At 42.2% G+C, this 21,138-nt stretch carries 28 protein-coding genes and 1 tRNA gene; 10 read left to right on the top strand and 19 right to left on the bottom strand.

Annotated elements, in window-relative coordinates; all coding sequences use genetic code 11:
• Positions 1-1,204 precede the first annotated feature (1,204 nt).
• The 6 genes from K737_RS06230 (at position 1,205) to K737_RS06965 (ending at position 4,258) form a co-directional block, all read left to right on the top strand.
• Positions 1,205-1,297: transfer RNA gene (locus tag K737_RS06230), tRNA-Ser, on the top strand.
• Between the two features lie 433 nt (positions 1,298-1,730).
• Positions 1,731-2,552 carry a DUF2608 domain-containing protein gene (locus tag K737_RS06235; protein ID WP_006302616.1) on the top strand — a complete coding sequence of 274 codons (822 nt, stop codon included), beginning with the start codon at positions 1,731-1,733 and terminating at the stop codon, positions 2,550-2,552.
• Positions 2,549-2,986 (top strand): NUDIX domain-containing protein, encoded by a 438-nt coding sequence (locus tag K737_RS06240; RefSeq protein WP_006302614.1) that lies wholly within the window; start codon positions 2,549-2,551, stop codon positions 2,984-2,986. The genes K737_RS06235 and K737_RS06240 overlap by 4 nt, the downstream gene beginning before the upstream one ends.
• A 123-nt stretch (positions 2,987-3,109) precedes the next feature.
• Positions 3,110-3,652 (top strand): GNAT family N-acetyltransferase, encoded by a 543-nt coding sequence (locus tag K737_RS12155; protein ID WP_235075737.1) that lies wholly within the window; start codon positions 3,110-3,112, stop codon positions 3,650-3,652.
• Positions 3,649-3,921: a GNAT family N-acetyltransferase gene (locus tag K737_RS06250; RefSeq protein ID WP_006302611.1), complete on the top strand. Its 273-nt coding sequence runs from the start codon at positions 3,649-3,651 to the stop codon at positions 3,919-3,921. The genes K737_RS12155 and K737_RS06250 overlap by 4 nt, the downstream gene beginning before the upstream one ends.
• A gap of 130 nt (positions 3,922-4,051) precedes the next feature.
• Positions 4,052-4,258 carry a hypothetical protein gene (locus K737_RS06965; RefSeq protein ID WP_200863634.1) on the top strand — a complete coding sequence of 69 codons (207 nt, stop codon included), beginning with the start codon at positions 4,052-4,054 and terminating at the stop codon, positions 4,256-4,258.
• Here K737_RS06965 and K737_RS06970 read toward each other — a convergent pair.
• From K737_RS06970 to K737_RS06285, 9 genes are all read right to left on the bottom strand, one after another.
• Positions 4,255-4,512: a hypothetical protein gene (locus K737_RS06970; RefSeq protein ID WP_023491303.1), complete on the bottom strand. Its 258-nt coding sequence runs from the start codon at positions 4,510-4,512 to the stop codon at positions 4,255-4,257. The two genes, K737_RS06965 and K737_RS06970, sit on opposite strands and share 4 nt — an antisense overlap.
• Positions 4,513-4,729: 217 nt before the next feature.
• Positions 4,730-5,440, bottom strand: a complete 711-nt coding sequence (locus tag K737_RS06975) for a hypothetical protein (protein ID WP_024161522.1) — start codon at positions 5,438-5,440, stop codon at positions 4,730-4,732.
• 2 nt (positions 5,441-5,442) lie between these two features.
• Positions 5,443-6,288 carry an alpha/beta fold hydrolase gene (locus K737_RS06260; RefSeq protein ID WP_006302609.1) on the bottom strand — a complete coding sequence of 282 codons (846 nt, stop codon included), beginning with the start codon at positions 6,286-6,288 and terminating at the stop codon, positions 5,443-5,445.
• Between the two features lie 145 nt (positions 6,289-6,433).
• Positions 6,434-7,624 carry a multidrug effflux MFS transporter gene (locus tag K737_RS06265; RefSeq protein WP_006302608.1) on the bottom strand — a complete coding sequence of 397 codons (1,191 nt, stop codon included), beginning with the start codon at positions 7,622-7,624 and terminating at the stop codon, positions 6,434-6,436.
• Positions 7,625-7,806: 182 nt separating this feature from the next.
• Complete coding sequence (locus K737_RS09055; protein WP_152531123.1) at positions 7,807-8,061, bottom strand: hypothetical protein; 255 nt, start codon at positions 8,059-8,061, stop codon at positions 7,807-7,809.
• Between the two features lie 151 nt (positions 8,062-8,212).
• Positions 8,213-8,947: a recombinase zinc beta ribbon domain-containing protein gene (locus tag K737_RS10670; RefSeq protein WP_023491305.1), complete on the bottom strand. Its 735-nt coding sequence runs from the start codon at positions 8,945-8,947 to the stop codon at positions 8,213-8,215.
• Positions 8,944-9,528, bottom strand: a complete 585-nt coding sequence (locus K737_RS10675) for a recombinase family protein (RefSeq protein WP_023491306.1) — start codon at positions 9,526-9,528, stop codon at positions 8,944-8,946. The genes K737_RS10670 and K737_RS10675 overlap by 4 nt, the downstream gene beginning before the upstream one ends.
• Positions 9,528-9,968 (bottom strand): DUF2924 domain-containing protein, encoded by a 441-nt coding sequence (locus K737_RS06280; RefSeq protein WP_006302606.1) that lies wholly within the window; start codon positions 9,966-9,968, stop codon positions 9,528-9,530. Before K737_RS06280 ends, K737_RS10675 begins: the two co-directional genes overlap by 1 nt.
• A complete protein-coding gene (locus tag K737_RS06285; protein ID WP_006302605.1) occupies positions 9,949-10,164 on the bottom strand; it encodes a hypothetical protein in 216 nt (71 codons plus the stop codon). The genes K737_RS06280 and K737_RS06285 overlap by 20 nt, the downstream gene beginning before the upstream one ends.
• A gap of 140 nt (positions 10,165-10,304) precedes the next feature.
• Between K737_RS06285 and lexA the strand changes: the two genes are divergently transcribed.
• The 3 genes from lexA to K737_RS06300 are packed head-to-tail and all read left to right on the top strand — an operon-like array spanning position 10,305 to position 13,339.
• Positions 10,305-11,015: a transcriptional repressor LexA gene (gene lexA / locus K737_RS06290; RefSeq protein ID WP_006302603.1), complete on the top strand. Its 711-nt coding sequence runs from the start codon at positions 10,305-10,307 to the stop codon at positions 11,013-11,015.
• Positions 10,990-12,246 (top strand): hypothetical protein, encoded by a 1,257-nt coding sequence (locus K737_RS06295; RefSeq protein WP_023491308.1) that lies wholly within the window; start codon positions 10,990-10,992, stop codon positions 12,244-12,246. Before lexA ends, K737_RS06295 begins: the two co-directional genes overlap by 26 nt.
• Positions 12,206-13,339 (top strand): hypothetical protein, encoded by a 1,134-nt coding sequence (locus K737_RS06300; protein ID WP_006302601.1) that lies wholly within the window; start codon positions 12,206-12,208, stop codon positions 13,337-13,339. The genes K737_RS06295 and K737_RS06300 overlap by 41 nt, the downstream gene beginning before the upstream one ends.
• Here K737_RS06300 and K737_RS06305 read toward each other — a convergent pair whose 3' ends face one another.
• From K737_RS06305 to K737_RS06350, 10 genes are all read right to left on the bottom strand, one after another.
• Positions 13,340-15,529, bottom strand: a complete 2,190-nt coding sequence (locus K737_RS06305; RefSeq protein WP_006302600.1) for an AAA family ATPase — start codon at positions 15,527-15,529, stop codon at positions 13,340-13,342.
• On the bottom strand, positions 15,526-16,242 hold the full coding sequence (locus K737_RS06310; RefSeq protein WP_035575282.1) for a hypothetical protein: 717 nt from the start codon (positions 16,240-16,242) through the stop codon (positions 15,526-15,528). The genes K737_RS06305 and K737_RS06310 overlap by 4 nt, the downstream gene beginning before the upstream one ends.
• Positions 16,220-16,597 carry a hypothetical protein gene (locus tag K737_RS06315; RefSeq protein ID WP_006302598.1) on the bottom strand — a complete coding sequence of 126 codons (378 nt, stop codon included), beginning with the start codon at positions 16,595-16,597 and terminating at the stop codon, positions 16,220-16,222. Before K737_RS06315 ends, K737_RS06310 begins: the two co-directional genes overlap by 23 nt.
• Before the next feature lie 61 nt (positions 16,598-16,658).
• Entirely contained in the window at positions 16,659-16,967 is a 309-nt protein-coding gene (locus K737_RS06320) for a hypothetical protein (protein ID WP_006302597.1), read from the bottom strand.
• A 70-nt stretch (positions 16,968-17,037) separates the two neighbouring features.
• Positions 17,038-17,610, bottom strand: a complete 573-nt coding sequence (locus K737_RS06325) for an LAGLIDADG family homing endonuclease (protein ID WP_024161526.1) — start codon at positions 17,608-17,610, stop codon at positions 17,038-17,040.
• Positions 17,561-18,010 carry a Hint domain-containing homing endonuclease gene (locus tag K737_RS06330; protein WP_006302595.1) on the bottom strand — a complete coding sequence of 150 codons (450 nt, stop codon included), beginning with the start codon at positions 18,008-18,010 and terminating at the stop codon, positions 17,561-17,563. The genes K737_RS06325 and K737_RS06330 overlap by 50 nt, the downstream gene beginning before the upstream one ends.
• 88 nt (positions 18,011-18,098) lie before the next feature.
• Entirely contained in the window at positions 18,099-18,611 is a 513-nt protein-coding gene (locus K737_RS06335; protein ID WP_006302594.1) for a hypothetical protein, read from the bottom strand.
• Between the two features lie 15 nt (positions 18,612-18,626).
• Positions 18,627-19,478 carry an ATP-binding protein gene (locus K737_RS06340; protein WP_006302592.1) on the bottom strand — a complete coding sequence of 284 codons (852 nt, stop codon included), beginning with the start codon at positions 19,476-19,478 and terminating at the stop codon, positions 18,627-18,629.
• On the bottom strand, positions 19,475-19,948 hold the full coding sequence (locus K737_RS06345; protein ID WP_006302590.1) for a hypothetical protein: 474 nt from the start codon (positions 19,946-19,948) through the stop codon (positions 19,475-19,477). The genes K737_RS06340 and K737_RS06345 overlap by 4 nt, the downstream gene beginning before the upstream one ends.
• A 22-nt stretch (positions 19,949-19,970) precedes the next feature.
• Entirely contained in the window at positions 19,971-20,591 is a 621-nt protein-coding gene (locus K737_RS06350; RefSeq protein ID WP_024161527.1) for a sigma-70 RNA polymerase sigma factor region 4 domain-containing protein, read from the bottom strand.
• 208 nt (positions 20,592-20,799) lie between these two features.
• Between K737_RS06350 and K737_RS11550 the strand changes: the two genes are divergently transcribed.
• Positions 20,800-20,934 (top strand): hypothetical protein, encoded by a 135-nt coding sequence (locus K737_RS11550; protein WP_268743871.1) that lies wholly within the window; start codon positions 20,800-20,802, stop codon positions 20,932-20,934.
• The last annotated feature ends 204 nt before the right edge of the window (positions 20,935-21,138 follow it).

Raw genomic sequence — 21,138 nt, forward strand, 5'->3', positions numbered from 1 at the left:
AACACTGCCGCTTTCCTTTGGAAGGTTTGGTAGCACCCAAGATGTAATCCCCTGTAAGCCAGATATGAACCCAATTGCAATTATAGCCTTGCTAATTAAAGCGCCCTATGGGATTTGTTCTCCCCCAGTCATAAGAGCCATAACACCGCTTGCCTTTATCAGAGCGCCCATACGTTCTTGGTATATCATGAGCAAAACCATTTTCATCACTACCTATCTGCTTATCTTCCTTTTTCCATTCTTCAATTTTTTGGCAAAACGTAGATCTTTTTTCTGGATCGGATGATTGAGAGTTTTTTATATATTTCCCCTAAACGTTGTTTTGCATATAGCTAAAACATGATAAAAAGAACATGACAATGGAGCTGGATAGAGTTATAATTGCGTAATAAATTATATAATAAAAGTTATGAAACATTCATTAGATTTTATAAAAAAAGTATTAAAAATAAAAACAAAGTGCTGGTTATAATTTGAAAAAGTAGCCGATAGATTTTGCATATCTAAATTAGCAGTAGTGAGATAGAGTAAAAATCTTGAAGGGGTCAACAAAAGGAATAAACCAAGGACAAAATTAGACAAAGAGAAATTGAGAATAGATGATATACAAGAATTTCCAGACATGTGCTACGAAGGGCGAAGAGGTTAGAAGTCAGCGCTTCTAGTATAAGATATGCAAAACAACGTTTAGGGGAAATATATAAAAAACTCTAAATCCCCCAAAAGCGAATCCAGAAAAAAGATCTTTTGCCAAACAATTGAGCAGCTAGAAAAAGCAGGGAAAGCAATTCCTTACATAGATGAAAGTGGTTTTGCTCATGATATGCCCAGAATCCACAGTTATTCTGAATAGATAATTTAGGTTGAATCAATACTATAATTTTTTCATTCACTTTTATTATTTGACTGTTCAGACTTGTGATGAAGTTTTTGTACATATAGTGCCGGAAATGGAGTTGTATTTCCAAATAGATTTTTGTTTTGAATTCTGTAAAATCGTAGTATTTTCCCTTTTAAAATAACGTTCACGTATAGTCTTTTTCCTTTTTACTAAATGAATTTTTATAAGATCAGAACTTATATTAATTCAATTTTTATTTATAACAATAATTTATCATTCCAATTACAAATCAAACATTCATGATTGTAATTTATGCAACGAATTGACAATTTTTTTTAATCGTGCTAGGATCCTAAATACCTTGGAGAGATGGCCGAGCGGCTGAAGGCAGCGGTTTGCTAAACCGCCATACGTTTTAAAAACGTATCGAGGGTTCGAATCCCTCTCTCTCCGCCAGATTTTTTGAAGAGAACTTTTCTCACGTCATTGCGAACGCAGTGAAGCAATCCAGAAAACCCAGTAACAGTGGGCTTTCCAGAGTTTTGGTTTGCTGTTAGACCCGTACCTTACTTTCTCCAATTTTGCCATTTTACCCCTAAAATCTCCATTTTTACCCTCTCTATCTCCGATACATGCGAACACTCGGGGTGAAGGCACGCATGTCATAAAAGCCTGGATTTACCTAGGTTTCAGAGGATTGGTGTTTTTCGAGGCTGCATTTTTTAGAGAACGAAAACCTTCGTTGCGATAGAGATTCGAAACGGAGAAAACAAGGCAAATCAAGGGATGGAAAGCAGTTTCAACTGTCCTTCTAAAAAGAAATATGGTATGTTTACATATGTTATGCGCCTTGCACATGTGAAAAAAATTAAAGTGATGATTAGATTGTATGATGAAAAGATTCTTCGTTCTTATTTGTTTATGCTTAATTGTATTACAGAATAGCTATGCTGATTCCGGGCTGACCATTTCCTATATCAAAGAGATATCTGAAGCGGTCAAAAATGCTGACCAAGATACACTCGTTGTGTTTGACGTCGACAACGTTATTTCTGCCCCTAGCGATTTAATAGGAAGACCGAAAGCGAGACCTGTCAGAAGAGCAGTTTTTAAAGAGTACGAACAAAAATATGGGAAAGAACGCGCGGTTCATATCCATTCACTCTATTACCTAAGAGCTAGCGAAGAATTTGTTGAAAAAGAAATTAAGGAAATTATTCTCGGACTTTATGCACGAAAAATCCCAAGCATAGCGCTTACGGCAATGGGTACAGGAAAATTTGGGAATATTGACGATCCTATGCATCTCAGGGTGTTTCGATTAAAAGAAAAAGGTATTCTTTTTGGCTTTGAAAATTTAAACAAGAGAATCCTATGGGATGATGAGGCGGGTTATGAATCAGGTGTTATCTTTTCTGGCAAACAATCAAAAGGAGAAGCGCTGCAATATTTCTTAGAGAACATTGCGCATTGGAAGCCAAAGCATATCATATTTGTTGACGATAACCTTGAATATCTAAATAGTATGAGCTCCATGTGTAATCGGCTTAAAATCAAATTTACCGGATTTCATTATAAAGCAGCCGTTTTTGATCAAGACGAAGAATTGAGTTCCGAAATAGCAAGGCTTCAGTTAAAAACATTGGATGAAAAAGAGATTTGGATTCCGGATTCTGAAGCTAAGGAAATAATTGAAGAAGGAAAAAAATGAAACTTTATTTAAATATAGTTGAAGTCGCCATAGAACATAATGACAAGTTTTTAATTATCAAAAGGCCTGAAGGCAAGCATGCCGGAGGTTTGCTCGCTTTTCCCGGTGGAAAAGTTGAAGAAATAGATGAACACAATGAGTGGGATATTTTGAGGCTTGCAGCAAAGCGTGAAATTTATGAAGAAGTTGGCCTAGACCTAAAAGATGATCTGAAATATATCACAAACAACTATTTTGTTGGCAGTAGTAATGTTGCAGCGCATGTGATAGATACCATATTCCATTGTAAAATTGAAAAGACAGATTTGACGGTTAACGCGTCCGCTCGTGAAGTTCCAGAGTATTATTGGCTAACAGAAGAAGAAATAAATCATGTGCACAATGCACCTGAATGGCTAAAAAAGTATGTGCAATATATTAGGCGGACTCCATGAGCGCAATCCAAAAAGGAAAATACCGTCATTACAAAGGTCATTTATATGAGGTAACAGTACGGCACGTCACTGCGAAACCCTTGAAGATATGGTGTTTATAAAGCACTTTACGGTGACTTCGGGATATGGGCGCGGCCTCTAAAAATGTTTCTGGAAGACATTGAAGTTAACGGCAAAATTCAAAAAAGGTTTGAGTTTCTAGAAGATAAATCATCAAAGAAAATCCATACTGATGCCTTAAAATCCGACTACAAACTTTTCGAAGCAACTTCAGATGAAGTAGAAATCCTAGAAGACAAACTTGATAAATTCAATCTAGAACAATTGTCTTTTATAGGCGATATGGAGATTAAAAAGAATTATCTGATCAAGAACAAAACCGGAGATATTGTTGCAGGAATCAGGGGCTGTTTTTATCTAGAGGAATGTCTCTTTATAAGCATGCTTTTTATAGATGAAGACAAGAAAAAACAAGGTTTGGGAAGTATTTTGCTGCAAACTATCGAGGAACAAGCAATATCAATGAAGATCAGGCTAATTCACCTCGATACCTTTGATTTCCAGGCTAAAGATTTTTACATCAAACATGGCTATGAGGTATTTGGTGTTTTAGATGGCTGCCCTAAAGGTCATAAGCGCTATTACATGAAGAAGGTTTTGGGATGATAAGGCACGCCACAATTGATGATACTCCGAGACTTTTGCCTCTTTTATCAGAGCTAGGCTACCCAGCTACTTTGAAGAATTTGAATAGAAGGTTTCTAAAATTCGTAAAGAATCCTGGTTACGGTGTTGCGGTTTGTGAAATGAATGAAGAAATTACAGGCTTTATTGCTTGGACAACAACAGATCATTTGATTTCAGATGCAACCCGCTTTTCGATTGTTGGGATCGTTGTATCAACAAATCACAGAAACATGGGTATAGGACCTTGATAGCTTTAGTAGCTTCTTTGGGTATGCGCCTAAAAGCGACACTCTTGTGGTCATTTTAAGTAATAATAAGCTAGACAGCAACAATCTGATGGAAAGCTTGATTTCTTGGATATCAGAGCCTGAAGAATTGGTGTCACTTAACATGCATCAAGAAAAGCTAACCTGGTCTTGGACTAAAAAACTTATAGAAGAAAATGAGTCACTGAAGTTTGCGGCCAGCTATAACGAAGCGCACCCTGAGGCTGAAGCAGCGGGATATGGTCCATTTGCCTTAACGCCTTACGATCCAGATCATCAAGGTTTAGTTGGGCACAACACATCCAGCGTGGACTGTTAGCTTTGAAACGCTGAATATAAATCAAGTGGTCTGGCGTCATCCCATTTTTCATAAGCCTTAGTTAGCATTTGCTCGGCTGACTGACGTAAATGCGGAAGCATATTATGTTCTTTTGACACCTTTATAAATGCTTGCAATCTTGAGATAAACCGTGGTCTAGCCAAGTTTTCTTCTTGCTTCCATAATGAATCAGCAGGTACAGGGCCGGATGGCCAGCACTCATCTTTATCCATGATATGGATAGCAAACGGCATACTGGAAAGTAGCCAAAACCCACAGGCTGCAACATAGTTTTCATTGTATTTGCCCTAATTTTGCTTACAATTGTTTCGCGGTAAAGAGATTCTAGTTTGTTAACAATTGATTCAGGCAAAGCTTTGGCACACCAACAGGTGGGGAAATTCATCCTAAAATAGTTGCATCTAGCAAGCTATTTCCAGGCCTGACCCACTCAAAATCAATCAGCTGAAGTTAGTCTTTATCTTCATGGTCGAATACGTTATCAGGACAAATATCGCCGGTGAGCACATAGAAATCTCCTGGACTTAAGCTGATTTTAATAACATCTATGGCTTCTTGTTTTATTTCATTTGTAAACGGAATATCAAATGCCTTACAAACAAACTCTAATTTAGGGATCAAATCTTTTTCGTTCCACTTAATGCGGTCTTCTGGCGTTTCCCTCTTCGGATGAGCGGATACCAATAGTTTATCATATTCCCCAAGACGCTCGTAACTTGCCATATGAAAATGCGCGAGAGATTTGGTAAAGCGTTTAAGCGCTGCTATGGCTTTATCTGGATCAGCTTTAGTCAAACTATCAACAAGGCTGATATGGGTGTCACCTAGATCTTCAAGAAGGATAAATCTAAAACTTTGGCTTGCGCCTAAAAACTTCGGAATGCTGTGATTAATGTCAGACCCGTTCAAGAATTTGAGCCCAGCAAAATCTCTGGCGAACCTTGCCATAATATCTTCATCGGTAGTGTCCTGACTTTTATCAGAGAGTGACTGTTTGAAGATCACGGATCGCGTTTCATTATTGCCTGAGGATAAAAACAGACGTGCAATCCGATTCCGTCTATCAGCTTCGCTTAACAATTGGATATCGTTGATTTTTACTTCAAGACCAAAACAATCTTCCAAAGCTTTATTAACAGCCTCGAGTAAATCCGGTTCCATGATTACCTCCGCCATAACCACCGCATCAACTCTTCATCAAAATTATCAGGTTCTTCGAGTTGTGGAGTATGGCCACTTTTTTCAAAAATACGGACTGTTAGATCGGATACATGTTCGCGATATTTTTCCCATAAATGCGGTGGGTTGAAGTAATCATACCTTCCAAGCGCCAAGAAAATCGGGCAGCTAATAGCTTTTAGAGCGTTAGCAACATTATAATCAGCAAACATAGAGCCCCATATGATTCCAGCTCCGACATAATTAACCTCTACGCCTTCCCAAAGTTTAGATGCATCGAAATTTGCGTCATACCAAATTCGTGGGCTAAACGATAGTAGACGCGCTATAAATGATTGATCGCCACTTTCCATGAATCTTTGCATGGTGATTTGCAGCGCAGATTTCCTCTCAGGACAAACCGATTCTTCAAAATATCGATCTGCTTCCTTGTAAATCTCCTGCCCTGTAATCGGACTGGAGGCAATTAAAACAAGATGACTCACTCTATCTGGAAATGCACGTGCATACTCCATTGCCATAAAAGCATGAATCGAGTGCCCAATAAGGATTATTTTATCCGCGCCCAAAGATACCCGCATTGCTTCAATATCCTGGACGAGTTTATCGACTGTAAAGTCATCTTCCGTGTGATTCGGAGATGCAGGGACAAAACCTCGTGTATCAGCGCAAATAATTTTCAGCTTTGATTTTAGGTTTTCAGAAAAAGTGCGCGGATAATATTTATGGCTACCAATAACAATAGCAACTGGCCCACTTCCATCAACAGAAGCTTTTAAGCAAAAATTATCCCTGTTTAATTCGATTATCTTTTCAGTAGACACTTTCATTACCTATATTTCAATCCCAGCTTTGGTTATAAAACACTTAACTGCTATAGTATACGCACAAAGTGTTTTGGAGTCAAAATAAATCAACCCCCTTGATCTTAATTCAAGAAGCCCCAAGGGATAAACTCCTCAGGGCTTTTCCATATTAGCTCTTCAAGCAAATACGATTTACAATCATCATAAAGCAGCTTAGAGAAAGAAAATAAAGAGGCATTGGCAACAATGTTCCATCATGTAGCAATCCCATAAATAATGTAAAGAGCGAGATCAGGCAGTAGTAGAAAAATCCAAACAAGCTGGATGCTGTACCAATTGCATGTTTATAATCCGCAAGTGCTAATGCAAGAGCATTGCTGGTTGCCATACATATTCCAAAAGCACATCCCATTTGAGAAATAATAGTAATCGCTATCATTACATGAGAAGGCAAAGCAAATAAATTATGATTTATCGTCGCCACACAACTGAAGATTGTTGTGGCAAAAGCAATGATCAAAAGTCCATAGCCCATTATTTCTTTAGAAGAATGTTTATTCTGTAATCTTTTAGAAACGATTCCACCAAGCATTGTAGCGACTGCAATAACTGTAAAGCTCAGACCATAAGACTTAGGCGAAAGGCCTAGACCCTTGATGAGATAAAATGACCCTTCCGCAAAATAACTAAAGAGAATGCCATTACATCCAGCGACAATAACGCCGAAGCCTAGTACTTTTTTGTCTAGCACAAGTTGCTTCGCAATATTCCATAAAGAAAACTTTTTTCGAGAAGCATGTGGATGTGTTTCTGGCAACTTTACGCTCACAAGGATCGTTACAATAAGCGCAAACATGCTCAGGAATATGAAGATGTTTCTCCACCCAAATATTTCCGCGATCAGCCCTCCGAATAAAGGTCCAAGCGCTGGAAATAAGGCAAGCGCGCTACCGGTCGCAGAATATACTCTTCCAAGGGCGGGGCCATGGAATGCATCTCTGCAAATTGCTTGGCCAAGAACGCTCCCTATACTGCCGCCAAACGCTTGTACTCCGCGACTGATCATCAACATTTCAATTGAAGTTGAGAAATAGCAACCAATACAACCGATAATAAAGACTAGTAAGCCCGCGATAACACAGGGCTTACGACCTAATTTATCAGAAACTTTGCCCCAAAATAAAGTTCCAAGAGCAAATCCAAAAAGGTAGATCGTCAGCGTATACTCTACCATCGCTTCGCTTGTTCTAAGTGCATGCGCTATATCAGGCAAAGATGGCGTATAAACAGTTTCAGAAAGTTGTGGAAGACCCACAATAAGAACAATAAGCCAGATTGCTGGCAATAAAATATGTGTCATAAAAAAACCTCGACATTTAAAATTCAAAAATTAAGCAATAAAATAGCGTCCTCTATTTTCAAGAGACGCTCAAATCAACCTAATTTCTTTACTTAAACGACGACGATTTTTTTCATTGGAACATCCCAGATTAATGACTACAATAACATTATACGCACAAAGTATTTTGGAGTCAAAACAAATCATACCACCTCGCAGCCAAATAATTCGCCTTGTTCATGCCAGAGACTAGGGATGTTTTGCATGAGGTCGGCGAGTTTCATATGACGGGGTTGGCGTCCTAAAAGAATAGCCTCTTTAAGTTTTGGAGCAAGGAAATTGAATCTCAGGATCAGCTGCACATATTTTGCTGTGACTTTATTCGCATCGCATAAATCTTGCATGGTTTGATACTTGCCGGATTTTAGCTGGCGTTGCCATAGGTGGGCACGGACCAAGGCTTTGACTAATGTGGTAATAGATGCATTCTGGTATCTATAGATGCATTCTGAGACGCTAATTGCGCCTTTCCCTCAGGCACCATCACCATCTTCCTACCGCCTCGTTTTTTAAGGCGCATGGGCATAAATACCGATAACTCACCCTTGCTCATAGCCATGCCTCCATGCCGGCGTGTAGGAGTAAACTCTGCAGTCCATCTGTATGGATACGCACATCAATGCCATCTTCTCGCACCAACACCGCTTTGATCAGCAAGCAGATGATGCGATATTGCTCAATCGGAAAGAGCGAATCCCAAATCACATCAATTTGCTGCAACATCGCAAAGGCTTCATCCGTGGAGATTTGCCCCTCAAGAGACTTCAGGGTTTTAGCGGTAATTTCAGGGCATTTGAGGAGTTCGCGTACTTGCTGTACCACGAAGCGCTCAACTTCATTGGATGCGATGGTTTTGTGGTGGGAGGTACAGCTTTTGCCGCGCAAATGGTTGCTGCAAGCATAATAACGATAGCGTTTATCTTTCTTTTTGGTGTAGGTTGGCGTCATGGCTACATCACAAACCTGACAGCGAATCAGATTTTTTAGTAGTGCCTGATCCTTAGACGCAGATTCTCTGCCTCTGATATGTGGGCATTTTTCAAAAACGCGCTGCACTTCGTCAAAGAATTCAGGCTCCAAAATACCTTCATGCTCCCCCTCGTAAACAGCATCTTTGTGGGCGACAAAGCCTTTATAAACAGGGTTAATCAAAGTCCTGCAAAGGTTAGCTTTCGTAAATAACTGCGCCCCATATTCTTTACCTGTTTTACTGATGATGCGTTTGGTGCGATAACCTTGCTGATTAAGTTCCCGTGCCAGATTGGTGGTGGAACGCAAGATCAAAAACCGGCTAAAGATATATGCCGAATCAGCTTGGCTTCTTCCACGTTGATCACTAATTTTCGATCACAAATGTCATAACCAAGTGGGGGATTACCTCCCATCCACATGCCTTTTTTCTTGGAGGCAGCAAATTTATCCCGGATACGCTCTCCTGTAAGTTCACGCTCATATTGGGCAAAAGAAAGCAACACATTGAGCATCAACCTGCCCATGGAGCTTGAGGTATTAAAGGATTGAGTCACTGCCACAAATGTCACTTGATGCTTATCAAACAGCTCCACAATTTTCGAAAAATCAACAAGAGAGCGCGATAACCGATCAATTTTATAAACCACCACACAATCAACCAGGCCATTTTCAATATCTTGAAACAACTCCTGTAAAGCAGGACGATTCAAGGTTCTACCTGAATAGCCACCATCGTCATAGGACTTACTTAAAGCGACCCATCCTTCATGTTGTTGGCTGGCGATATAGCTTTCAGCAGCAAGTCTTTGTGCATCAAGGCTATTGAAGGCCTGCTCTAATCCTTCCTCATGGGATTTACGTGTATAAATGGTGCAGCGTATCTTTTTATTCATTAGGCCTTCTTGTTATTACGCAGACCAAAGAAGGCGGGTCCATTCCATCTGGTGCCGGTGATTTTGCGAGCAATGGCTGATAAGGATTTATAACTTTGCCCTTGGTAGATGAAGCCATTTTCTGAAACCAGCACCTCATGCAAGTCACCTTGGAATTCACGAATGAGCTTGGTGCCAGCTAAAGGTTTAGAAGCCATATAATGATTGGTGAACTTTTTACCTTTCTCTATTTGATTCGCAAGATTATCGAGCTGCTTTGCTGACTTTTCAGCCATAGGGCCATAAGCGAGCTCTTGCAGACGATAAGCCAACCTTGGGATGAGATAGGTTTTGGAATGAGGCGGCGCATCCGTATCAAAAATACTTCGCCACAATTCTTTAAGTTCTGCGGTGCTTTTACTTTGTAAAGCCAGCACTTGCTTAATAACAGATTCTTTCACGATCTTGACCATAATGAGTTTTCTCTAACAAACCTGCTCTAGAAGCGCTTCCTTTTGAAGAGAAGTCAAGAGAAAGTTTCTCTGAAAGCCTTGATTTGCCTAGGTTTTTACTAGATTGCGCGCGCATAATTGCTGTAGCAATAATATGTGCAACTTCTTTCAGGCGATCATAGTTTTGGGCTTGGGTTAATGACATAAAGGACCTCATGTGATTGGCATGTGGTTTATGTACAGCTTCCGGAGAGATTTCGTTCACAAGAACTTCATATGTTACAAATAGCTCTTGACCAACCTAACACCTGTTAGGTATGATAAATTTAAGTTAAATTTTAGGATATGAGGTTCAATCAACAAGCGATGAATGCGCCCAAGAAAAACAAGCCGGGTCCCGTTAAGTCCACAGGACTGACCAAGGCTCAAGAAGACACGTTTGCTGTCATCTGCCGCCTTAAAGAGCAACATGGCGTTGCTCCTACAGTGCGAGAAGTTGCAGCTGAGCGTAGCGTTTCTGCTGTATCGGCGCTGGAGATTATTCAGCAGCTGGAGGCTAAAGGTTATTTGCGCCGGGGGCATGGCAAAGCTCGAGCTATTGAGATCTTGGATCACCCCCTAAAGTCAGATCAAATTCCCCATATTGTGCCTATCCAAGTAATAGGCCGTGTAGCGGCAGGAAATCCGATTTTGGCGATTCAGGATCATCTGGGTGAGTTTTGCGTGGATGCAAGCCTTGCATGTGGTGAGTGTTTTGCTCTTCAAATTTGCGGGGATAGCATGATTGGTATCGGCATTCATGACAAAGACTATGTCGTGGTCCGATCTCAACCGACTGCGATGAACGGTGAGGTTGTGGTGGCTCTGATCGATGATGAGGCGACCTGCAAAACCTTTTATCAAACTTTAACCGGTGTGGAACTTCGGCCTGAAAACACAGCGCATGAAGTCATCCATGTCAAAAAAGGCCAAGATTTAAGGATTCTTGGGAAAGTAATTGCAATCAGAAAAACAGTGGAGGTTAAAACGAATGCTGCAAATGGTGTTAAACAATGAAGTGTTGATGGAAAGAATCCATGCGAATCGTGAATTTTGGGAAAGTCATCTGGAAATGCCCCTTGATAGGCTGATCCAGGATTACCAAGATGCTAAGATCCGCAAGAACTGGCTCGATTCCTTATCAGGACGCCAGCTTGGCCTGTTGTTTGACCTATCCATGAAAAAGCCTCCCCATGAACTTTCTGTGCAGCAAATGCGCAAAACCTTAACTGATTTTCCTGAAGAATTGATCAATTATTTTCTGGTGCACCATTTTAACCACGCTAAACTTGAAGCGGCCATCACTGAAATTGCAAAGCCCGTACTTTCTGCTGAAACTATGACCAAGCTTTTGGTCAAAGATGATAAATACGACAAGAAAGGCTTGCTGTTTGCGCTTTTTAAGGCTGATCCTGAATTGCTCAAACACGTGTACCATTTTGATAAGGTGCAAAAGAAAGGGTTTGGCTCCTTTGTGCTGAAAAACCCGCCACGCCAACCTGCTGCTTCTTTCAAAGAATTTGTGACTGAAGATCTAGTCCGCAACGCTCTTAAAGCCCATGATGAAGAGCAAAATGACAGCTTTGAGACCCATCTTCAGGGTTTGTTTTATCATGAAGATCGGCTGTATCTTTTTATTAGAAGGGCCAGTGATGAAGATTTGCTGTTAAGCTCTAATCGCATTGTTCATGGTCATAAACCGGATTGGATCATTCTGGATTTTGCTGTCAATGCCAATCAAGTGAATCTTTGTGCCAAATGTTCCAACCAAGGATTGAAGATTGCTGACCGTTTGGTAAGTTTTTACTTCGATAAGGATTGCTCCTTCATTAATATGCAGGATTACAACTTTGCTGCTCAAGTGAAGACTTTCCTTCGGTCGTGCGCAAGTGAAATCGATAAGGAGCTCAAACTCTTTGAACTGAAATTCAGATCAGCTCATCTTAAAAACAACACCCATTTGATTTTAACAACGCACCCGACCGACCCCATTGCAGAAGAACTTGAAGCGCTGCACCAAGCCGTTGGTGATGTGCTGGAAAACATTGCCATGATTGATTCGGTAAGAGTGGTGTTTCAGGGTAAAAAGGTTACTCTCTTTTTCAGGGGGGATGCAGCTGATCCCGGTCATGTGATGATTTGTTATTCAGAATATGTTTTGGATAAAAAGGGACGCGCAGCTTTTAAAACATGGATGAAGGATTGCTATGGCCTTACGATCTTGCCTAAAGCAAAATGCTGCGCATGAAGATGCATTGCAGGCTTTGCTTGAGTCCAGCAATTCATGGATTAACCCGAATCAAGTTTATCTAGAGGCGGCCCATCATCTTGGGCAGCTTGGCTTTATCCAGCTCAAAGAGCATTATTTCATCAAGTGCGCCAACCCCTTGGATGCTTTGGATTTTGACCATCTGATTAATCCGGATTGTGAGAATAAAATTGCTATTGCTGATGATTTCGATGAATCCTGCGATGATCTCATGTGCGAGGAATGTGGACGTTACATTTTACCCATCACCCACCAAAAACAACGTTTTCATGTTGTTTCTTTATACTTACAAAAGCAGCCTATATTGCAATGGCTTGAAGCTGAGCTCAAAGAATTTACGTTTAAAAATCAGAGCGCCGGGGTTTATCATATTTTGTTGGACTCTGGTTTTGTAACGATGATTTTGCCTGATTTTATAGATAACCTCTCGTATTTGGCTGTAGATCGCATTAAAGCGCAGCCAACACTGATTATCACATTACGAAAAACCTTACCGCATTTGCCGCTTGATGTGCAGGCTATAAAACTATCGGATTTCATCAATGGCAATCTCTCTTTAAAACAAGGTTTGGATCTGGCGATGGAGCATGGCATCCCCAAAGAGATTCCCAATGTTTCAAGACAAATACTGCCTTTTGTTTCACTTCACACACCAAAAACAGCAGCACTTCCTGCAACCTACAGCATCACCATTGATAGCGAAGGTATTTTTGTGGGCGGCATTCACGTCATTGGCAAACAAGCCCCAAGTCGTATTCAAATTTTCAGGATTTTACTGGAACAATACTGGCGAGATTTCGAAGAAGGGAAACCCAAAGAGATGCACACACCGCTTAATCTGCATCAAATTGCTGAGCGCTTAGAGCCACATATGGGGCTGATTGATGATTTAGAACAGCAAATTAGAAGGCCGCTTAACAAGATGCAAAAGGCTATTGAAGAAACACTTGCTAAAGAGCTGGGTGTTAATATTAAACGTCATGATATCATTCAAACCCTTGGCTGGCCTGGGTTTAAAAAGCAGGAATACGGATACCGTCTAAACCCTTTAAATCTGGTATTCACAAAATAGCTAATCATGATAAAACCAAAGTGAAGGATTTTCCAGAGGAATAATGGTGCCATCTTCAGCGGACTTATAATGGGTTGGTAAAATAGGCTGAAAATGCGTGGTTTCTTCGCCTGTTTCAGGATCAACTTTTGTCTCCTTCAGGTCCATAGCCTCCACACATAAAAAGCCATATTTTGATTTGCGGGCTGCGGTTTTACAGAATTTGATATAGCCTTTGGTGGCAAGTACATCAATACGATCACGAATGGAATGCTGGCCGCCAAGACCTGATCTATTTTCAAAGGCTCTGCAGAACTGACTTGCGGTATAAAGTTTACCTTTTCGTGCCTCCTCATAAATGAGCTGTAAAATGATATCGTGCTTGCGCCGGCGCTCTGCATCCAACTTTTCACCGTAATGCTTATTCACCAAACGCTCTGATTCTTCTTCGAGTACCGACCATTTGCCGGCTATTTTATCTACCCATTTATTATCGATACGCTCGCCATTGCGTAGTTCAAACATCAATTGCCTGGGCGTTTTGCTTTCATCAGGCCGAAACAAAATCATGCCGGTGGTGTAAAAACCTCTGAGGGCGCCGGCACCACTAAGTGACTGGAAAGGATCTTCTTCCAAAAGCTTTTTGGTAATCTTTTTAGTGTGATGGGCGACAATCATCCCGGCATTGGGATTGACCTGATGACGCAAACGTTCCAGCCTTTCTTGCAAGAAAAACAGCATGGCATTGTTGTCATTTTCGGTGCCATGATCACCGGCATCAAAGATATTGCGCAAAGGGTCAATCACAATGAGGTCCACGGTTTTTGGATCAAAAAAGTCGTTAATGGTTTGCACAATCTGCGCAATACCTTCATCATTCAGTAACATCCTGGTTTGCGGCGTTATCACCAGATTATTGCTGATTTGCTCGAGCACATCAGGATCAAGCTCCAGTTGTTTAAGGCGTTCGCGCAAATAATGATAACCAATCTCTGTTTGCAGATAAAAAATCTTTAAGGGCTTTGCGGGTTGCATTCCCAGAAAATGTTTACCTGCTGCCATATGCACCAGCCAGCTTATAAGAAAATCACTTTTTCCGACTTTGGGCGCACCGCCAAAAATCAACAGTCCACCGGGTGTTACAATACGCGGGGCAATCACATCATAAGGCATGGGTGAATCATCCTGAAGTAATTGCCCCAAGGTAAAAGCCGGGACCATCTTATTAACGCTAATTGTCTTTTTTGGGCAAAGGTCGATAAAATTCTCTAAATCAACGCCTTCCGCATCAGAATCTGCTGCATCATAACCTTTGGGCTTGTTTTCTGGGATCTGAAGGATTTGGATGGATGCCACACCCAGGTTTTTGAGTTTTAATGACACTTTATCGGCATATTGTCGGCCTGGCTCATCATGATCCGGCCAAATGATCACATGTTTGTTTTTAAGCGGCTCCCAATCGGTTTTATCAATGGGCGCATTGGCACCAAACATGGCAGTGGTTGCCGTAATGCCATGTCTCATGAGGCTATCTGCCGATTTTTCTCCTTCAACTAGCACAATTGTCTTGGCTTTGAGGATGCCTGGAATATTGTAAAACGGCCTTGGGTTTGGCGCCCGATTACGACAGGTTTTCACATCCCACGGCCTATATTGCTTACCTGAATCTGTTTCATAGCGATAAACGCAGGCAATCAATTTGTTTGATTCATCAAAATAATCCCACCTAGCTGTGGGGGCACCGAGCAGCTCAGGACCTTCTTCCTCTTGTGTCGCCTCGTGTTTTTTCTTAATCTCTGAGATCATGGCGTACACGCTTTTAGTGCGCTCGCCGGACCACTGGGCAATATCGGTTAAAATTTCAGGGAACTGCGAACGTGTATCTTTTCCCGTAACAGCAGCCCATAGGCTGATAATGTCGCCCCCTTCGTCGGTTGCAAAATCATGCCACATGCCGATGCGATTACCTTCAAGCTCAACAACTAAGCTTTGGCCTGGGTTGCCTTGCACATCACCCACATAAAATTTATTGCGCTGGAAAACGCCGCCTGGTAGCAAATAAGATAAACACGATTTAAGGCTGTAGAGTAATCTTGCTTTCAGCTCGGATACTTGTTCTGACGGCTCCCAAGGTGCGGTGCTTTCAAAACAATTTTGCGGGATCGCTGTGTTGAAGTTAAAAAAATCCTTCATATCAATGACATTACTCATATGCCCCCTCCAAAACAGGTTTTATGGTAAGGGCACCATTTGCATTCAAAGTAATTTGGATCTTGGCTAAGACGCGGCAGCAATTCAGAAGCCTCTGACGCTTGTAAGATTTGCACAGCGCGGTCAGAATATTTTTGAGCAACAGCGCCATCAAAAGCTACCCACTCGAAATAAAGCTCTGAAGAATCCTTATTAAGAGCAACCAACAACGCCGGTCCTTCTGTTAGCTGCATATAGGCCATATAGAGCTGAATTTGCACATAATACCCTGGTTTGCTGACTGCAAGGCCATGTTTTTCAAGATCTTTCCAGGATTTATTATTGAGCGTTTTGCACTCAAAAAGTGCCGGGTAAAGAAAACCATCCGGGCCTGCTACAATCACGCCGTCAATATGACCGGCAATCCGATCATTTGCGACTGAAAAACTATATTTCTGGCCGTCTTTGTTACGGGTTATGATATCAAACCCTGCATCTTTCATCCATGAAATGACTAATGATTCCAGATGATGACCCATCGCAAAAGTCCGCAGCTGCTTACCACTAAAGGGTTGATCAGGCTCTGCGCCCATAAACTCATACTGTAATTTACGTGCGCAGTTTTCGCCTAAACGAGAAGCACCAAGATAGGACCTTTTTGGTTTTTGCTGATGCTCACGCGCAATAGCGCTATCCAGCATCGCTGCTAATTTACTTTCCATGACCTGCCTCATCGATGATTTGGCACCATTTGATTAAGTCAGCCACGGTAAGGCTTCCGATAGGTGCTGCCAGATTCGCGTGTTTCGCCAGATAATTGAAGAGGACCAAAGCATTCTTGGGTGCGTTTCGCATAATATGAATCGGGACGGAAGTAACACTCCCTTTGTTCCGGTTGGAATCGTGGGAACCTTCGCCGCCAGCTGCTAAAGGCATCCTGGCACTTCTTGCTGCAAAACCACCAATGTTTTGAATAATGGTTGTTTGGCTGGCGCCGCCCTTCGGGTGGATGAAACTATCCAAAACCGCCCGCTTTTGCGTGACAGAATGCGCACCACGGCGCGTGATTCTTTGACATGTTATAACCATTTAATTTTCCTCCTTGAATTTTGAACTTTGGACGTCGTCGTCTGCGAGACTTCGTACTTCGTTACGTATTTCGTATACGCGCCTCGTACTCATCTCTTGTCTCCTCGCCAACGCCCAAAATTCTTCTAGGAACCCCTTTTGAAGATGCCCCCATATTTTTCGTCATAAGTGCTTTGAAGAAGTGATCGCGCACCGCATCGGGATCAAGCTCGGCAAGATCACAGACAAAGCAAAAAGACTGGGGTGATTTTTGAAAAAACCATCGCAGTGCCTGATGCCTATAAAGATTGGAATCTGTGCATCCAAAGGCATCGCGCGCGGCTCTATCAATCACAGCCCGCCATAGCAGTATTTCTGCTGTAATGTTCATGGCTGCTCTCCTTGCATCACCATGAAGTCGGATTTCAAATAAAGGCTATCTGGCCCTTGTAAAACCAACTTCACGCATTGCTGCGGCTGTAGCGGATGCACGGTGAATCCGGTTCGAAGAACATGGCGTTTTTGCACCCTTGGCCCTGGAATTTTGCGCCCCACCCGAGAAGTGGGATGTCTTTAAAATCACCATAGATGCAAAAGCGGTAATAGATTTGCCCTTCAACGGTTCGCTCTTTAGGTAGTGCCATCAGACCTAAGCTTTGAGCCACAAACGCAATATCTTGCGCTAGCTGCTTGCTTGAAGTCGTATACTCAAAGGTTTTGTGGAGCATGTGACCATCCGTATCAAGCAACCCTGCCAAAATCTCTTGTCGTACTTTTTGAGAGGCTCGTTTGTAGACGTCCGGGATAAACTTTTCCGGTGAGCTTTTGTTGTATAAACCAAGGTTGCGCAACGCTTCAGTCAGTGGATTGGTTTTCCCGCTGATACTGCTAAAATAATAGCCATTGGCTTGATTGCCCGGAATTTGATAGATTCGCGCCGAAAGCCCCATTTGATCTGCCATCACAAAGCAATAATCCACAATCTCAGGATCGGGTGTTGTAATGCTTGGTGGAGGTATTTCGAAAACAGCCATCACCAACTAAAATGCCTAAAAAATACGGATCAAGAGGCAGAGCTGGCCCGTCACTAAAATTCACAGGCATGCGGTATAACAAGTGCACACCTTTAAAGTGCGGTGATTGCTTGAGATATTCCCACATCGGAACAGATTTCAGATCATAGAGTTCAAGGCTTGTGGAGCGCACCAACGGCAAAGATTGGCTAGCGCCTAAAACAAATGACGCTCCCTTAATCGGCCTGATTTCAAAGGTATCTTCTAAAGATGTTCTGATATCAATCACCGTTCGTGGCAGGCTATCTGCGCCCATAATCTCATCGCCTATTTCAAGTTCTGTAATAGGCTTTATCGCACCGCTTGCCATCAGAATATCGATAGGCTGAGGTGAGGTTTTTGGAGGATGATGTCGTGTCATAATTTACCTCCCTACCTATTAATCCAGCTTGGTTGCGCGGAAGAAATAGGTGTTTCTGGAACATCTGAAGCTTGGGGCTTACGGCTACTTACTCCCATGACCGAAGCATAAGAGCTGTAATTTGGGGTGATAATGGAAAGCACAGTGTTTTAGGTTGGTAATTGCCGCTTTTATCCTCCTCAACACCGATTTTGATACCAAACTCTATGCCCATCAGTTCCAAAAGATCGTTAATGGTTCGACCTTCAATGGCATTTTGAGAGCGATCATTAGGGTGGATGTTTCTGGCAGACTCCAAGATGGACCTAATCATCGTTCTGCCATTCATGCCCCAGGTATCTTCACCCTTAGCGTTGCGCTTGGCGCCTTCAATACCGATTAAATGATAAACTTTGCGTTTGGCATAAGGACCTTCCAAAATAGTCAGCTCAGTATTGAGATAGACAGAACCTGTGCGATCGCTTTTGGTTAGCCACTGGCCTGGACCAAACCCACCGGGGCGTAAGGTCATGGTAACTTTGGCTAAAGTTCCGGCCGGAATAAGGGCCAAATCATTTTGTGGCAAAGCGTTATTGAAATCTGTTGAAAATTCGTATGTCATAGTGTTGGTGCTCCTTTAATATTTAAGGGTTGCGCTAGCCTCTTCAGCAAGGTCAGGGGTCGAAATCTGCTTCTTTGCTGGAAAGGTCTTAATTTTTTTGAGTAATTTGCCAAGATGGGCTTCTTCCACCATCTCAAGTCTGCCGCTGCGATCTTTGGCCGGATATTCCCAAGGGTTCAGCGTCTGGCAAACAAAGGCTCTTTTATCCGGCGCATCTTCTGTCTTCATGGCCACCATACTGATGACATCATCAAGCACGCCGGGTATTTCATTCGCTGTTTTGCTGCCCTCACATTGAGGCACCCAAAGGGGGCGATTAAAGTCATCCAGGCGCTGCTCTAAAATGCCCACCAAAATCACATCTTTTTGCGGGATGTGCTGGAATTGGTTCAGCCAAGCCATCATCTCAGAAGCCAAGATTCCATAAGCCGCTCTGGTATCTGATCGGCCGGTTTTATCGGAAAAACTCTCCGGCTGCGATTTAGCCCAAGTCAGACAAAGACGTGAGGCAACTGTGATGCTATCGATAAAAATACATTTGTACTTTTCCATCGCTTTTGGATCGCCATAGTGAGCGCAAACATACTCATAATGCTTTTGGCTATAGGGTTGATCGGGCCTGAGCGCCGGATTAGGACCACCGATAAGGCAGGCAATATCCCGGGCTTCATTCCAGGTGCGGATAATGGCGTCACCCTGCCAGTCTTGAACTGCAAGTAAACCCGCTTCTAAATCAATGCATAGGGTTGGTTCATCAAGCGTTGTAAGTAGCCGGGTTTTACCGATCCCAAAGCCGCCAAAGATCACCATTTTGACGCCGGTTTGTTGTTTTAAGCGCTCATCAGCGCTGATAATTTTTATGCTCATTGGTCGTTACCTCCATCGATAATTTGAAATTTGGGTTTGCCTAAATGGACGCTACGCGCCTCATCAAAGAATTTGCGAAGGTCAGCGGACCAGCCGAGGTATTTGCGCTCATCAATGGCATAGGTTGCTTTGACATAATGTTTGCGTTCACCGGCGGGGATTTTGTCGATAATGGTTTCAAGTTTTTCTTGATCCCAAACCACTTTTTTAGGCATTTCAGCCACAATGGTGTAAGCGCCGTCATCAAAGCGAATGGTGCCGGTATCCCTACCATCTAGATTCAATTTGTCTTGAGCTGTTTGAGTGAATTTAAGATTCAGGCCGTCCTCTAAAAGGGTTTTGCGATTTTTAAGACACTCGGCCATTTCGGTCAGCCTTTCCATTAGCGAACGCAAATCCTCGGCAGAAAGCTGGCTGATTTCAGTAGGTTTAGCTTCATCGAGAAACGATAGGGGTATTAAATTTTGCATACAGTTCTCCTTGGTATGGTTGTTATATTCCGCATTGGGGAAAAAATTGTTCGCACCTTCTGATGTAAACAGAGTTAAGAAAAAACATGGGCCGCATGAGCTCTAAATCCCGGTAAATGGCTGCTCTTGAGCGCCCACTCATGTGTGATATTTCGGTGATGGTGAAGATTTTTAGCTGCTCACAAAGCGTTTGAAAGCTTTCCGGCAATTGACCAATAGCCCGACTCACATCAATGCGAATGCTGATATCTTCGAAGGCTTGCGTCATGCCCCCAGCATGACGGTCACTTCTCGATTCTTCAAAGCAATGATCATCTGCCAAATAATCCATGAGGGTTTGGCCGTTCTCATCTTCTTTGTCTAAAGACAGCGTTTGGGTTTTACCGCCCCGTTTGATGCACATATGTTTGTGGATCAAATTGTTGCTGCGGCGCGAAAGAAGTTTGTCGACAAAGGTTGCAAGGCTACTTTTTGAGCGGTCAAACTTGGATAAAGCCGGCCAAATCTCAAGCAGTAGATCTTGTTCAATGTCTTCGATTTCCTGGGATTCAAAGCACTTCATTTGCTTTAAACGCCAGGCATGGTACTTAAGTTGTTTTACAATCTCAGGCTCTAAACCCGAGTAGTTATTACGTGATCTCATATGAAGCCTCCTTGATTGGTTCATGCTTCAAGGATGCGATTTTTGGCGGTTTTTCTGACCGGACGCGCCTAAATCAAATAAGACCGCGGGTAATGTAAAAACCCGGAAATAAGCCCACTCAAAAACAAACAATCAGACTTCTGGAAAATTAAATAAGACCACCCGAATGAGATGTTGGAATGGGATCATATGAAGGGAGAATTATCAGGTGAGATTGGTGCTGTGCGCTTTTGATAAAAATAATTTTGCAGCCTATTTGTCACATGGCACTGGTGCTATAAGTTTTGAATGGAAGGTGTTTTTAACAACACTCACCCTATGGCATTGGCAATATGAGTTCTAAATGAGGGGTAATTTTTGTAAATCTAGACCCAGATTTTGTAAATCTAGAATCTGCAGAAATCTAGAAACCCAGGTAAATCAATGGTTTGAGGGCTGTTTCTAGATTTACAAGAAATCTTAGGCGCGGGTCTTGGAAATCTAGCGCAAACCCCTGATTTTACTAGGGTTACAGAAGGTTTCTAGATTCGGGAGAAACTCCCTATAT

This window comes from Holospora undulata HU1 (assembly GCF_000388175.3).
Classification (GTDB): Bacteria; Pseudomonadota; Alphaproteobacteria; order Holosporales; family Holosporaceae; genus Holospora; species Holospora undulata_A.

Bases quoted from the DNA above. Each gene is read 5' to 3' on its own strand.
- K737_RS06235 (WP_006302616.1), top strand. From the start codon at position 1,731: ATGATGAAAAGATTCTTCGTTCTTATTTGTTTATGCTTAATTGTATTA.
- K737_RS06240 (WP_006302614.1), top strand. From the start codon at position 2,549: ATGAAACTTTATTTAAATATAGTTGAAGTCGCCATAGAACATAATGAC.
- K737_RS06250 (WP_006302611.1), top strand. From the start codon at position 3,649: ATGATAAGGCACGCCACAATTGATGATACTCCGAGACTTTTGCCTCTT.
- K737_RS06970 (WP_023491303.1), bottom strand. From the start codon at position 4,512: ATGCCGTTTGCTATCCATATCATGGATAAAGATGAGTGCTGGCCATCC.
- K737_RS06975 (WP_024161522.1), bottom strand. From the start codon at position 5,440: ATGGAACCGGATTTACTCGAGGCTGTTAATAAAGCTTTGGAAGATTGT.
- K737_RS06260 (WP_006302609.1), bottom strand. From the start codon at position 6,288: ATGAAAGTGTCTACTGAAAAGATAATCGAATTAAACAGGGATAATTTT.
- K737_RS06265 (WP_006302608.1), bottom strand. From the start codon at position 7,624: ATGACACATATTTTATTGCCAGCAATCTGGCTTATTGTTCTTATTGTG.
- K737_RS10675 (WP_023491306.1), bottom strand. From the start codon at position 9,528: ATGAATAAAAAGATACGCTGCACCATTTATACACGTAAATCCCATGAG.
- K737_RS06285 (WP_006302605.1), bottom strand. From the start codon at position 10,164: ATGTCATTAACCCAAGCCCAAAACTATGATCGCCTGAAAGAAGTTGCA.
- lexA (WP_006302603.1), top strand. From the start codon at position 10,305: ATGAGGTTCAATCAACAAGCGATGAATGCGCCCAAGAAAAACAAGCCG.
- K737_RS06295 (WP_023491308.1), top strand. From the start codon at position 10,990: ATGCTGCAAATGGTGTTAAACAATGAAGTGTTGATGGAAAGAATCCAT.
- K737_RS06300 (WP_006302601.1), top strand. From the start codon at position 12,206: ATGGCCTTACGATCTTGCCTAAAGCAAAATGCTGCGCATGAAGATGCA.
- K737_RS06305 (WP_006302600.1), bottom strand. From the start codon at position 15,529: ATGAGTAATGTCATTGATATGAAGGATTTTTTTAACTTCAACACAGCG.
- K737_RS06310 (WP_035575282.1), bottom strand. From the start codon at position 16,242: ATGAGGCAGGTCATGGAAAGTAAATTAGCAGCGATGCTGGATAGCGCT.
- K737_RS06315 (WP_006302598.1), bottom strand. From the start codon at position 16,597: ATGGTTATAACATGTCAAAGAATCACGCGCCGTGGTGCGCATTCTGTC.
- K737_RS06320 (WP_006302597.1), bottom strand. From the start codon at position 16,967: ATGAACATTACAGCAGAAATACTGCTATGGCGGGCTGTGATTGATAGA.
- K737_RS06325 (WP_024161526.1), bottom strand. From the start codon at position 17,610: ATGGCTGTTTTCGAAATACCTCCACCAAGCATTACAACACCCGATCCT.
- K737_RS06330 (WP_006302595.1), bottom strand. From the start codon at position 18,010: ATGACACGACATCATCCTCCAAAAACCTCACCTCAGCCTATCGATATT.
- K737_RS06335 (WP_006302594.1), bottom strand. From the start codon at position 18,611: ATGACATACGAATTTTCAACAGATTTCAATAACGCTTTGCCACAAAAT.
- K737_RS06340 (WP_006302592.1), bottom strand. From the start codon at position 19,478: ATGAGCATAAAAATTATCAGCGCTGATGAGCGCTTAAAACAACAAACC.
- K737_RS06345 (WP_006302590.1), bottom strand. From the start codon at position 19,948: ATGCAAAATTTAATACCCCTATCGTTTCTCGATGAAGCTAAACCTACT.
- K737_RS06350 (WP_024161527.1), bottom strand. From the start codon at position 20,591: ATGAGATCACGTAATAACTACTCGGGTTTAGAGCCTGAGATTGTAAAA.